Source organism: Geobacillus sp. YF-1 (assembly GCF_052692335.1).
The window spans coordinates 1,782,825-1,795,904 of record NZ_CP199850.1 but is presented as its reverse complement, the minus strand read 5'-3'; the positions used below and the strand labels follow the sequence as shown (position 1 = coordinate 1,795,904).

The following is a 13,080-nucleotide window of genomic DNA, read 5'->3' as shown; positions in this document are numbered from 1 at the left end:
GATGATGATTGCGAATCTCGTCATTGGCGGTGCAATTTTCTCCTATGCTGGGTGGACGCTAGTCCGTCACGTGAAAAAAAGCGCCAAAGGAAGATGCGCTGCATGCCATGCGGCCGACCGTTGCGCTGGCAGCTGCGGACCAGAGCGGCAATGATCGGTAGGGGAACGGATTCCTGATGGTGATCGGAATCCGTTTTCTTGATTGTTCGACGGAAGACGTTCCTGTTGTCTAAGTGGGTGGTGAAAAACGGCCGTCACACACGAATCGGCGGCGTTTTCATTCAGAAAAGAAAGCTCGCTCTGCAAGGTTTCTCTAATTGAGAAACGGATAAAATCGGTAGTATTTTGCCCTCAATCACCAACCTTCTAAATGTACATTGCGCTGTTTTTGTCGCTTTTGGTTGCGAAAAACAATGAAGCCAAGGGAAACAAGACGATATTTATTAAAATTTGTTCACAGTTAGGACGAATAGCCTATTTACATGAGATGAAAAAAACGGTAAAAATAGAAGTGAAGACGTTAGTTTTAGAAAAGATAGAAAATTCGGTGTATAAGGGGACGGCGTTATGGTTTACGATGGAATCATCTTGTCGTTGTTGATCGGCTGGTTTCGCGGCGGCAGCTTGAAAGGGCTTGCTACTATGAAACTGCGCGGCGGTTGGTTGTTTCCACTGCTGCTGGTGGTGCAGATGGTCATCTTTTTCCTTCAGGAAGACGTAACATGGATCGCGAAAATAAGCAATGAGATTTTTCTTCTCGTCTACATCACCGGGCTTGTCTTTTTATGGCTCAACCGCCATCAGCCAGGATTTTCAGTGATTTTCGCCGGCGTGTTGCTCAACTTTATCGTGATGGCTGTCAACGGGGGGCGAATGCCGGTATCCGTCGAAGCTGCGCAATTTCTTGGCCGCGAATACATTGAAGCGTTAAAAGCCGGTCTGTACGGCAAGCACCAAGCGATCACATCGGACACGTTGCTGCCGTTTCTCGGCGACATCATCCCGCTGTCTCCGCCGTACCCGCGCCAACAAGTCATCAGCATCGGCGACGTTGTGATGAACGTAGGGGCGTTCGTCTTTATCCAGCATCTGATGCTCAGCGCACCGCGACATCGAGCAGATGATGCTGAGAAAGAAACCACGACCGCTCCTGCGATCAACAAATAAATCCAATTTTTAAGGAGGAGAAGAAAATGAAAGTCAAAGCAAAACAAGTGTTGATCAATCTCTTTATCCTCGGTTCGGTGATTGTGGCGTTGACGTCGGGGTTTAGAATTGGAAGTTAAAGTTTAAGAAGGGCGGAATTGTAGACAAATATAGAAGAGAATGGGTATTTTTCTAAAGTTCAAATATGGTAAAGATGTTGTTTAAAAATGCTGTTTTGGTTTTCTTTATCACCCTTCTTAGTACATTTTGTGGTAAAGAGCCAACAGAATTTTTTTGATAAAAATGAGAGTGATTATAGGATGACTCCGACATTAAAATGGCAAGGGAAAATATATTTATTTTTCATTTCTTCCATTAGTTTAATTGTTTTTATTACAGGAGATGGATTTTCTACTCCATCTCTTAAAGATTGGGTTTTTGTTTATTTTTTAGTGTCCGCTGTCCTTTTATTAAGCTATTTTTCTGTTCATCTCCCGCCTAAGGATAATTCTTTTTCGATGGATTCGGCCATTTACTTAGCTGTTATGTTTTTGTATGGCATTTCCCTTGCATTGAAGGTTCTATTGATTAGTATTTTAGTAGAATTTTTATATAAGCGAAAAATGGCATGGTGGAAACATCTATTTAACTTTTCTATGTATTCTTTGATGATTGCGGGAGCTTTCTACTCCTTTTTGTTGTTTGGTGGACAGATTGGAGAAATTAAAACTGATCATTTGTTTCCGTATATGATTAGTTTGTTAGTATATTTTTGTGTGAATATTAGTTTAATATTTATGTTCTTTGTTTTCTTAGAGCGTGTATATAAAGGTGCTTTTAACTTTGGTGTCTTGCTTGAAGCCATGGTTAGTTACTGTGTTACTTTAATATTATCGCTTGTTCTAGCTATTTTATTAGATAAAGAACAATATTTTGGTTTGTTTTTGTTTATTGTTTTAGTCATTATTCTATCAGTAGTATTTAAAAAATTTATAAATCTATATGAGTTAGTATCTAACCGTGCCAACAAAGACCACCTCACCGGTCTTTGTAACCACGGCTATTTCAAAGAAACGCTCAAGCAACAGTTCTCCGACTGCAAGGTGCTGAAGCAGCCGCTGACGTTGGCGTTTCTTGATTTGGACGATTTTAAAAAATATAACGATCGCAACGGCCATTTGCAAGGGGATCGGTTGTTGACGTTTTTTGGAAAGCTGCTGCAAAACGCGGTAGAGGGGACCAACTTCACGGTTGCCCGCTATGGCGGAGAAGAGTTTGCCATTTTGATGCCCAATACCATGAAGGACGAGGCGTACGTGTTTTTAAACCGGCTGCGCAAGGAAGTGAACGATACATATTTTGAAGGCGTTGAGCATATCCCGTACCGTTGTTTGTCGTTTTCGTGCGGCATCGCCGAGATGGAAAAGGATATGTATGAAAGCGAGGAGCTGATTCATCGAGCCGATCAGGCGCTCTATTATGCAAAAGCGCAAGGGAAAAATAACGTGCAGCTGTACGATAAGCATCATATGAGATTGGATGAAATTCGTTTTAAACAAGATTTGGAAGCGCTCGAGCAACAAGTGAAGTTTTTCCTTTCAAAAGATGTGTATACATACCGCCATAGCAAACGAGTGTTTAAATATGCGCTTGAGTTTGGCAGCCGTCTCAGCGAGTTGACCGACCATGAGCGGCAGACCTTGATCTTGGGGGCGCTGATTCACGATATCGGCAAAATCGAGGTGCCGCGCGATATCTTAAATAAGCGTGGAAAATTGGAAAAGCATGAATGGGAAATTATTAAAAAACACGTGACGTGGGGACGCGAAATTGTAGCGGAGGAGAAGCGGTTTGATGACCTGCTTCCGCTGATTGAGCTTCACCATGAGCGGTATGATGGAAGAGGATATCCGTACGGGCTGAAAGGGGAAGAAATCCCGAAATTGGCCCGCATTTTGTGTATTATCGACTCGTTTGACGCCATGACGACGGAGCGGCCGTATCAGCCGACGAAAACGTTTGAAGAAGCGCTTGAGGAAATCGACCGTTGCGCGGGGACGCAGTTTGACCCGGTATACGCGGCGAAGTTTATCGCGTTTGTTCGTGAACATTGTTTGCCGCTGATGGAACTGCAACAGTTGGAGTAGAGGGAGGCACTTGCCAATGGCAAGTGTTTTTATTTTTTTCGGAAGCGGTTTGCCCTCCACTTGACTATGAATATGACCGTTTGCCGATAGGATGTCCGCCGAAAGTTTCCAGTGGTAGTTAGAATCTCACGGAGACCGAAGAACATCGATTCGGAAACGGAATGTTGATTGATTTTGATTGGTTTGTTTTTATTTTTGATTGATATTGATAGAAATTGAATGTTTTTGATTGATTTTTTCTCTCCTTTGGCGTATGATAGAGTTGTAAGCGATATCGCCCTTCACGGGAGGTGGGAACGTGTTGACCGAAGAGCGCCACCGCCTCATTTTGGAGCTTTTGGCGCAAAAAGAAGTGGTGAAGCTGCAAGAGCTCGTGGAGGCGACTGGTTCGTCCGAGTCGACGATTCGCCGCGATTTGACGCAGCTTGAAAATGAAAAGAAGCTGCGCCGCGTGCACGGCGGGGCGGCGTTGTTGCAGCAAAAACGTGAAGAGTTAAGCGTATCGGAAAAATCGCTGAAGTATATCGAAGAAAAACGGCGGATCGCCGCCTATGCGGCCAGCTTGGTGCAAAAAGGGAACTGCATTTATTTGGACGCGGGGACGACAACGTGGGAAATGATCCCGCACTTGGCGGGCAAAGAAGTCACTGTCGTCACGAACGGTGTGATGCATGTCGAGCGGTTGCTTGAGCATAACGTGACGACGTATTTGATTGGCGGCATGATCAAGCCGAAAACGAAGGCGTTGATCGGTCGCGGCGCTATCGAGTCGCTGCGGCAGTACCGCTTTGACCAATGCTTCATCGGCGCCAACGGTGTTCATTACGACTACGGGTATACGACGCCGGATCCGGAAGAGGCGTTGGTGAAATATACGGCGATGCAGCTGGCGCAACGCGCGTATGTGCTGGCTGACCATTCAAAGTTGAATGAAAGCGCGTTCGCGAAAATTGCCGATTTGCATGAGGCGGTTTTGATTACCGATCAGTTGGATGAAGATTGGCATCATTGGTATGAGGCAAAAACGACGGTAGAGGTTGTGACATCATGATTTACACGTGTACGCTCAATCCATCGGTTGATTATATTGTCCATATGGATGAACTGCGCGTCGGTGAACTGAATCGCGCTTTGAAAACGTTGACATTTCCGGGTGGGAAAGGCATTAACGTGTCGCGGGTGCTCAAACGCCTCGGCGTCGACAGCACGGCGCTCGGGTTTGCCGGCGGATTTACCGGCGCGTTTATCGAAAGTGAGCTCCGGAACGAAGGGATCGCGTGCGATTTCGTTCACGTTCCCGGCCCGACGCGCATCAATGTGAAGCTAAAAGCCGGGCTTGAGACGGAAATTAACGGTCAAGGCCCGGTGATCGCCAGCGAGGAGGCGAGGCGGCTGATCGCGAAAATCGCAGCGCTTTCCGCCGGTGACGTCCTTGTGTTGGCGGGAAGTGCGCCACCTTCGTTGCCAGTGGAGGCATATGAACAGCTGGCTGCGGAGGCAGCGAAGCGGCAGGTCCGTCTTGTCATCGATACGAGCGGACCGGCGCTCCGGACGCTGCTGGCGTATCAGCCGTTTCTTGTCAAGCCGAACCATCATGAGCTGGCTGAGCTGTTTGGCGTCTCTGCACTGACGAAAGAAGAAGTCGTCATCTATGGCCGCCGTTTGGCCGAGATGGGCCGTCATGTCATTGTGTCGATGGGCGGCGCTGGCGCGTTTTATTTTGGCGAGGAGGCGGAACTGTTTGCCGAAGCGCCCGAGGGAACGGTCCGAAACTCGGTCGGGGCAGGCGATTCGATGGTCGCCGGGTTTTTAGCCGCCCACGCGAGCGGAAAATCGATCGAGGAAGCGTTCGCCTACAGCGTGGCTGCCGGAAGCGCGACGGCGTTTTCCGAGGATTTATGCACGAAAGAAGAAGTGGAAACGTTCGTTGGTCGCGTCCGCGTCGCGCGTTTATAACCGGAAATCAAGGGGGATCACACAATGAATATCACTGATTTGTTAACGAAAGAAACGATCATTCTTCATCTTCAGGCGAAGACAAAGAGCGAAGTGATTGATGAGTTGGCGGCGAAGCTCGCCGAAGCGGGAGCGGTCAGCGATGTCGAGGCGTTCAAACAAGCCATTTGGGCGCGCGAACAACAAAGCACGACCGGCGTCGGAGATGGCATCGCCATTCCGCACGCCAAAACAGCGGCGGTCAAGCGCCCGGCCGTGGCGTTCGGCCGTTCAGTCGCCGGCATTGATTACGAGTCGCTCGACGGCAAGCCAAGCCATTTGTTTTTCATGATCGCCGCGCCAGAAGGAGGGGAGCAGACGCATTTGCAAGCGTTGGCCCGATTGTCTTCGCTGCTGATGGATGCGTCGTTCCGCGCACGGCTTGAAAACGCTTCAAGTGAAGAGGAAGTCATCGGTTTGCTGGCGGCAAAAGAGAGCGAAGGGAACGCATCGTCGCCGCAGGCCGCATCGGCTGGCAGCGGCCGGAAGGTGCTTGCTGTCACCGCCTGCCCGACCGGGATTGCCCATACGTATATGGCGGCGGATGCGCTGAAGGCGAAAGCGGCGGAAATGGGGGTGGCGATCAAAGTCGAGACAAACGGCTCCGACGGCGTGAAAAACGCGCTGACGGCGCAGGAGATTGAAGAGGCAACGGCGATCATTGTCGCCGCCGATAAACAAGTCGAAATGGACCGCTTCGACGGCAAACGCGTCATTCAAGTGCCGGTCGCCCAGGCAATTCGTCAGCCGGAAAAGCTGATCGAGCAGGCGTTGCGCCAAGATGCGCCGATTTATCGGGCGAGCGGCCAAGTTCAGGGCAGCGCGGAAGGAGCGAAGCCGCGCACCGGTTTTTACAAGCATTTGATGAACGGTGTATCGAATATGCTTCCGTTTGTCGTCGGCGGCGGGATTTTGATTGCGCTTTCCTTCACCTTCGGCATTAAAGCGTTTGATCCGAAAGATCCGTCGTATCATCCGTTTGCGAAATTGTTGATGGACATTGGCGGCGGCAATGCCTTTGCGTTAATGGTTCCCGTGCTGGCCGCGTTCATCGCCATGAGCATCGCCGACCGGCCAGGGTTTGCGCCGGGGATGGTCGGTGGGTTTCTGGCGGCGAACGGCGGGGCGGGGTTCTTGGGCGGATTGATCGCTGGCTTTCTGGCCGGGTATTTGGTCGTCGGGCTGCGCCACCTGTTCAGCCGGTTGCCGCAGTCGCTGGAAGGGATTAAACCGGTGCTGCTCTATCCGGTATTCGGCATTTTCCTCACCGGCGTCATTATGATGTATGTCGTCATCGATCCTGTCAAGGCGTTGAATGAAGGGCTGAAACATTGGCTTTCCGGCATGGGCACCGCCAACTTAGTGCTGCTTGGCGCGGTGTTGGGCGGCATGATGGCGGTCGATATGGGCGGACCGATCAACAAAGCGGCGTATACGTTTGGCCTAGCGATGATTGAAGCGGGCAACTTTGCGCCGCATGCAGCGATTATGGCTGGCGGGATGGTGCCGCCGCTCGGATTGGCGCTGGCGACAACGTTCTTTAAAAAGAAATTCACGAAAGCGGAGCGGGAAGCTGGAAAAACGTGCTATATCATGGGCGCTTCGTTCATTACCGAAGGGGCGATTCCGTTTGCCGCCGCGGACCCGGTGCGGGTCATTCCATCGATTATCGTCGGCTCGGCGGTGGCGGGCGCGTTGACGATGTGGTTCCATATCGGGTTGCCGGCGCCGCACGGCGGGATTTTCGTCATCCCGATCGTCAAAGGCAGCGCATGGCTTTATATGTTGGCTATTTTGATTGGTTCCATCATCACGGCCTTGATGGTCGGGCTGTGGAAAAAAGAAGTGGAAGAATAATAGAAGAAGAGGCGTTTCGCCAAAGGCGGAGCGCCTTTTTTGTTATGGAGTGTATTATTTTTCTTACCAAATTTTCATGACAATGGTCATTTCTCATGATAAAATGAACGGTTGTAAATGAGAGGAGAACCCATGATGAACACGTTCTTGCAGCTGAATACGATTTTTCTCAGCCTATTGATCGAATCGTTGCCGTTCGTTGTGCTCGGGGTGTTTGTTTCCGGAGTCATTCAAATGTTTGTCAGTGAAGAGACCGTCAAGCGGTGGGTGCCGAAAAACCGCTTGTTGGCCATTGTTTCTGCCACGTTGCTCGGGGTGTTTTTCCCTTCCTGCGAATGCAGCATCGTGCCGATCACTCGGCGGCTCGTCGCGAAAGGGGTGCCGCTTTACGCGGCCGTGCCGTTTATGTTAACGGCGCCGGTCATCAATCCGGTCGTACTGTTTTCGACATATATTGCTTTCGGAAGCAGTTGGACGATGGTATTGTGTCGAGCTTTGTTTGCTTGCGCTGTCGCGGTCGCGGTCGGCGCCGTGGTGGCGATTCGGCATAAAGGTGGCGAGTTGCGCGACGAGCGGCGCGAATTGTCACCGATGCCCCGCACGTGGAAAGAGAAACTGATCGGCACTCTGCGCCATACGATCGATGAATTTTTTGCGACCGGGAAGTATTTGATCATCGGGGCGTTCATTGCTTCGGCGATGCAAACGTATGTGAAAACGTCAGCGCTTGTTTCGATCGGCAATGGGAAAGCGGCGGCTTCTTTGGTCATGATGGCGCTTGCCTTTGTCTTGTCGCTCTGTTCGGAAGCGGACGCGTTTATTGCCTCGTCGTTTCAAAGCACGTTTCCGTTTCACGCGTTGGCCGCGTTTCTCGTTTTTGGGCCGATGCTTGATGTGAAAAATACGCTCATGTTGTTCCAGTCGTTTCGCGCCCGATTTGTGTGGAAGCTGATTGCTTATATCACGTTGTTCGTGTTTGCCGGTTCGCTGTTGATCTAGCAAGGAGGTGGCGGCATGATTCGCATGTATCTTTTGCTTGGGTTTGCGTTTTTGTTTTTTCATTTGTACATTACTGGAGAGTTGAGCCAATACATTAATATGCGATATTCGTATATTTCGTTTAGTGCGATGATTATGTTTGCTTTTTTAACGGTTGTGCAATTTGTGCTGGCAAGCCGCAACGAGGAAGCGCGCGATCATGGGGAGGAGTGCTGCGGCCATCACCATCATGAGCCGTCCGCGCGCTGGAAGCGGGCGGTCCATTACCTTATTTTTGTTTTTCCGCTTGTTTCCGCCTTCTTGTTTCCAGTGGCGACGCTAGATTCTGATATCGTTCGGGCGAAAGGAATCCATATTCCCGGGATGGCGGCTGACAGCGGCGACCCGTTTGCCCAGCGGCAGTTTTTGCGTCCGGATTCGAGCATGTATTATGGACGGGACGATTATCAAAACGCCATGGACAAAGAGTTAAAGAAGTATCGTCGTCTCGCTCGCTTAGAGTTGAATGAGCAAAACTATTTAAATGTCATGGAAACGATTTATCAGTTTCCCGGTGCATTTGCCGCCCGCGACATTGAATTCACCGGGTTTGTTTACCGTGAGGAAACGGCGCGCGCCAATGAGGCGTTTCTCCTTCGCTTTGGAATCATTCATTGTGTGGCCGATTCCGGAGTATATGGGTTGCTTGTTCAGTTTCCAAAGGCGGTGCCGCTGCAAAATGATGAGTGGGTTCATGCGAAAGGTACGTTATCGACTATGTATTACCAGCCATTTCATCTGACGCTCCCGTATGTCAAGGTGACGTCATGGAAGCGGGTGGAAAAGCCGAAGGAGCCGTACGTATATCGTCAATTCAATGAATAAGAGCGGGCCGCCGACGGGATGGCCCGCTCTTCTCCGTGAATCCCGCCGCCCGCGGCACTGTTGCGCGTGACGATCATTATGTCTGTTGTTTTTCCGTAGTTTGACTGGGCGCACCGATGAATGAGACGGTCGCCAACGCTTGGGTAGTATCGATCACCTCGCCGAGCTTCAGGCAAAGCAGGCGGGCATCGTCCAGCTCGCGCCGCTGCCATTCGGCCCATAGGCGGTCAAGCGCCTCTTTTGGCGTATCATCGGCGAGACGGAACGTGCCGTAATGCATCGGCACGAACAGGCGGGCGCGGCAGTCCAAAAACGCCTGCACCGCTTCTTCCGGTGTGGTGTGCTGCGGTCCCATAAACCATTCCGGCTCATACGCGCCAATCGGCAAGAGCGCATAGTCGATGGAAAAGCGTTCGCCGATGTCGCGAAAACCGCGGAAATAACCGCTGTCACCGGCGAAGTAGATGGTGGGGGCGGCGTCTGCCTCGATCACCCATCCACCCCAGTGTGAGGTGTTCGTGTCCCACAACGTCCGCCGCGTCCAATGTTGGGCGGGAACGAACGTCAAGGACAGACCGCGGAAAGACGCCGTTTCCCACCATGACAGTTCGGTGACATGGCGGTAGCCGCGGCGGCGGAATAGGCGGCCGAGCCCCTCGGGCACGAACATGTGCGGGTCGCCGGGCAAACGGCGGAGGCTGCCGAAATGCAAATGGTCATAATGGCCGTGGGAAATGAGCACGACGTCAACAGGCGGCATCTTATCAAGCGGCACACCCGGGGCCGACAGGCGTTTGGCCGTTCCCATCCACTTCGCCCAGACAGGATCGGTGACGATCGTAATGTCGTTCATCTGCACGATGAATGTCGAATGGCCGATCCAGCAGAGCTGGGGCCGTCCGTTCGGCTTCTGAAGCCGCTCATATTGAGCGGGGGAAACATGCGGTACGACGTATGACAAATCTTTTCGTTTTTGTTTTCGCTCCTGCTGCCAGCGGCGAAAGTCGGCCCATGTTTTGTGCGTAGATACATTGTCTAAATTTTCGTATCGTTTCGGCATCGTGGTCCTCTCCTTGTTTTTGCGCTATGATTAGAGTAGCAAACCTTTCTTTTCAATACAAAATGTTTGCCCAGGCAGGGGGGGAATGTATGCTTCGTTCGTTTGCAATCCGCACCGCCAAGCGGGATGAAATGATCGACATTACTTCATTTGTCGAGGAGACGGTGCGCCAGGCTAATGTGACCGAAGGGGTCGCTGTTGTCTATTGTCCGCACACGACGGCGGGAATCACGATCAACCAAAACGCGGATCCCGATGTTAAGCGCGACATGATGCGCCGCTTTGATGACATCTATCCGTGGGAGCATCCGCTTGATCGCCATATGGAAGGAAACACGGCCGCCCATATGAAAGCGAGCACGGTTGGCGCCTCGCAGCACGTCATCATTCACGAAGGCCGGCTGCTGCTTGGACGGTGGCAAGGGGTCTATTTTTGCGAGTACGATGGGCCGCGCCAACGGACGTTTTACGTGAAAGTTATCAGGGGATGAAACCATAATTTTATTATGTAAACATTAAAACAAGGAAAAAGGATAGCTGAATCATATCGTCAGCCAATGGGAAAAAGCATAGAAAAGCCCCCGGGCCATCATTGCCCGGGTTTTTCTGTTGGCAAACAGCCGGTTGGTGTTGCCATCTTACGCCAACGTCGTTAAAATGAGCGGTCCGTTTTTCGTAATGGCGATCGTATGTTCATATTGCGCTGAATACGAGCCGTCGATCGTCCGCGCCGTCCAGCCGTTCGCATCCATTTTGCTTTGCCATGCCCCCATGTTGACCATCGGTTCGATCGTGATGACCATCCCTTCCTTTAAGCGCATCCCTTTTCCTTTTTCACCGAAGTGGGGGACGTACGGCTCTTCGTGGATCGTCGGGCCGATGCCGTGTCCGGTGAAATCGCGGACGACGGAAAAGCCGTGCGCTTCGACGTACGTTTGAATGGCGTGGCCGATGTCGCCGATTCGATTGCCGAGAACCGCTTGTTCGATCCCTTTATAGAGCGACTGTTCGGTGACGTCAAGCAGCTTTTTCACGTCTTTGTCAACCTCGCCGACGGCGTACGTCCAAGCGGAATCGGCGAGCGCCCCGCGCCAGTTGACGACAAAGTCGATCGTGACGATATCGCCTTCTTTCAGCGGCTCATTGCGCGGAAACCCGTGGCAAATTTCATCGTTAATGGAAGCGCATGTCGCATACGGATAGCCGCGGTATCCTTTTTGTTCCGGTTTGGCGCCGTATTTAGCCAAAAACGTCTCGACGAACCGGTCGATTTCCATCGTGGTCACTCCCGGTCTGATCCGTTTGGCGATTTCTTGATGGCAGGCGGCAAGAATCTTCCCCGCCTCGCGCATCAATTGAATCTCCCGTTCGGTTTTGACGTGAATCATGCAACTGTCTCCTTTTCCTCGATGTGTTTCGCTTCGATAGTATTGTAGCAAAAAGAACGGTGATGTGAAACCGCGGCGATTTGTTCTAAATGGAAAGAAGGCTGGTGACCGAAAGGGAAGGACCGCTCCCCGAGATCGTTTCGCCAATCTTCTCTGTCACAAAGCGGCAAACAGCTGCTTTTCCTTATCGGAAATCGTTGCGGAAGAAGGAGACGGAGCGAGCGGCAAATAAATCGACACCGTCGTCCCTTTATGTATCTCGCTTTCGATTCGAATCGTGCCGTTCATCGATTCAATGATGCGGTAGACGACCATCATTCCGAGGCCGGTGCCTTTGATGCCCTTCGTCGTAAAGTACGGCTCGCCCAACCGTTCGAGCTGTTCTTTCGTCATGCCGACGCCGGTGTCGGCGATGCGGATGAGCAACCGCCCTTGTTCAACAGAGACGTATACGTGCAAAATTCCGCCGTTGGGCATCGCTTCAATAGCGTTTTTCATCACGTTGAGCAAACATTGGCGGAATTTTTCCCGTTCGCCGATGACGGAAAAAGGGGCGAGCGTTGCCTTAACGTCAACGCAGCTCATGTTCGCCAGCGGGCGGATGATGTCGATGACCCGCTCGATTTCGAGCTTGACGTTCAGTTTCTCTGGCGTTTCCGGCGCCGGTTTGGCAAACGTTAAATAATCGGTGATGATCGCTTCGGCCCGATCGAGCTCTTCCATGGCGATGCGCGCGTACTGGCGGCGCTTATCGGCGGCAAGCGGCTGCTCTTCGATCAGTTGGATAAACCCGCGTGCCGCGGTGAGCGGGTTGCGGATTTCATGAGAGATGGACGCGGCGAGATGGGTGATGGCCTCCATTTTCTCGGCGCGAATAATCCGCTTGCGCAGCGCGATATTATGGTGCACCATTTCTTGAAACAGACAGGCGACGGCCATGCTGGCCGGCTGCATAAGCAAAAAAAGGAGTGAGACGGAAAGCGGGGGACGGTCCGGAGTGTTGATCCACACCGTCAAGACGGTCGTCAACAGGCCGGAAGCAAAGCTGAGCGCTGTCGCCAGCAACGTTCGCTGTTTGGTCGGCAGCCGTACAAACGTTTTTGTCAATACACTGCTTGCCGCTGCGATGGCGATGGACACGAGAGCATTGACCAGCACGCCCGCTCCGCCGAATAGGGAACGATAGACAATCGCCGTGCACGACAAAAACGCTGCCGCTCCTGCTCCGCCATACAAACTGCCAAGCCAAAGAGGGATTTGCCGCAAGTCGAAAATAAAACTGCTTCCCGCCCCGACAGGCAGGGTGATGCATAAAACGATCACGGCCGCGTAACAAGCCGTCGGCAAGTAAAGGCGGAGGCGCTCCGTCCCCTTTTCCCGCTCCATCCAGAATGGAACGAGAAACACCGGCAGGAGAATGAAGAATACGTTGAGCAAAAGATCTTTGAAAATACTGATCATCGCGGCACCTTCTTTCCATCGTCAGCTGCATAGCCGAAATTCTACAAAAACTGCGAATATACTACATTGTAACCGGAAAACCACTAGGATGTTAAGGCGGATTTCGTAGCCTTTTTTTGATATAAATCTTGTTTTTTCGACAAAAAGATTCTGATTTTTCGTT

12 protein-coding genes are annotated in these 13,080 nt (G+C 51.4%); 9 read left to right on the top strand and 3 right to left on the bottom strand.

The window, feature by feature from the left end:
* The first annotated feature begins 4 nt into the window (after positions 1–4).
* From ACTVIM_RS09015 to ACTVIM_RS08980, 8 genes are all read left to right on the top strand, one after another.
* Complete coding sequence (locus ACTVIM_RS09015; RefSeq protein ID WP_108209760.1) at positions 5–154, top strand: FeoB-associated Cys-rich membrane protein; 150 nt, start codon at positions 5–7, stop codon at positions 152–154.
* A 413-nt stretch (positions 155–567) separates the two neighbouring features.
* Complete coding sequence (locus ACTVIM_RS09010; RefSeq protein ID WP_033021550.1) at positions 568–1,167, top strand: DUF5317 domain-containing protein; 600 nt, start codon at positions 568–570, stop codon at positions 1,165–1,167.
* 299 nt (positions 1,168–1,466) lie between these two features.
* Positions 1,467–3,293 carry a bifunctional diguanylate cyclase/phosphohydrolase gene (locus ACTVIM_RS09005; RefSeq protein ID WP_445614339.1) on the top strand — a complete coding sequence of 609 codons (1,827 nt, stop codon included), beginning with the start codon at positions 1,467–1,469 and terminating at the stop codon, positions 3,291–3,293.
* A gap of 298 nt (positions 3,294–3,591) precedes the next feature.
* Complete coding sequence (locus tag ACTVIM_RS09000) at positions 3,592–4,344, top strand: DeoR/GlpR family DNA-binding transcription regulator (RefSeq protein ID WP_033020726.1); 753 nt, start codon at positions 3,592–3,594, stop codon at positions 4,342–4,344.
* Positions 4,341–5,249, top strand: coding sequence for a 1-phosphofructokinase (gene pfkB / locus ACTVIM_RS08995; protein WP_445612357.1), 909 nt, complete (start codon positions 4,341–4,343; stop codon positions 5,247–5,249). The genes ACTVIM_RS09000 and pfkB overlap by 4 nt, the downstream gene beginning before the upstream one ends.
* Positions 5,250–5,273: 24 nt before the next feature.
* A complete protein-coding gene (locus ACTVIM_RS08990) occupies positions 5,274–7,145 on the top strand; it encodes a PTS fructose transporter subunit IIABC (protein WP_445612356.1) in 1,872 nt (623 codons plus the stop codon).
* A gap of 132 nt (positions 7,146–7,277) precedes the next feature.
* Positions 7,278–8,144 (top strand): permease, encoded by an 867-nt coding sequence (locus ACTVIM_RS08985; RefSeq protein WP_445612355.1) that lies wholly within the window; start codon positions 7,278–7,280, stop codon positions 8,142–8,144.
* 15 nt (positions 8,145–8,159) lie between these two features.
* Complete coding sequence (locus ACTVIM_RS08980; protein WP_445612354.1) at positions 8,160–9,008, top strand: TIGR03943 family putative permease subunit; 849 nt, start codon at positions 8,160–8,162, stop codon at positions 9,006–9,008.
* A gap of 76 nt (positions 9,009–9,084) precedes the next feature.
* Here the strand turns inward: ACTVIM_RS08980 and ACTVIM_RS08975 are convergent, their stop codons facing one another.
* A complete protein-coding gene (locus tag ACTVIM_RS08975; protein WP_445612353.1) occupies positions 9,085–10,068 on the bottom strand; it encodes an MBL fold metallo-hydrolase in 984 nt (327 codons plus the stop codon).
* A gap of 89 nt (positions 10,069–10,157) precedes the next feature.
* On the opposite strand from ACTVIM_RS08975, the gene ACTVIM_RS08970 reads away from it, so the two are divergent.
* Entirely contained in the window at positions 10,158–10,559 is a 402-nt protein-coding gene (locus ACTVIM_RS08970; protein WP_445612352.1) for a secondary thiamine-phosphate synthase enzyme YjbQ, read from the top strand.
* A 147-nt stretch (positions 10,560–10,706) separates the two neighbouring features.
* Here the strand turns inward: ACTVIM_RS08970 and map are convergent, their stop codons facing one another.
* The gene (gene map / locus ACTVIM_RS08965; protein ID WP_445612351.1) at positions 10,707–11,456 is read right to left on the bottom strand and encodes a type I methionyl aminopeptidase; all 750 of its coding nucleotides are present in this window, start codon (positions 11,454–11,456) and stop codon (positions 10,707–10,709) included.
* Positions 11,457–11,612: 156 nt separating this feature from the next.
* Positions 11,613–12,917, bottom strand: a complete 1,305-nt coding sequence (locus ACTVIM_RS08960) for an ATP-binding protein (RefSeq protein ID WP_445612350.1) — start codon at positions 12,915–12,917, stop codon at positions 11,613–11,615.
* Positions 12,918–13,080 lie beyond the last annotated feature (163 nt).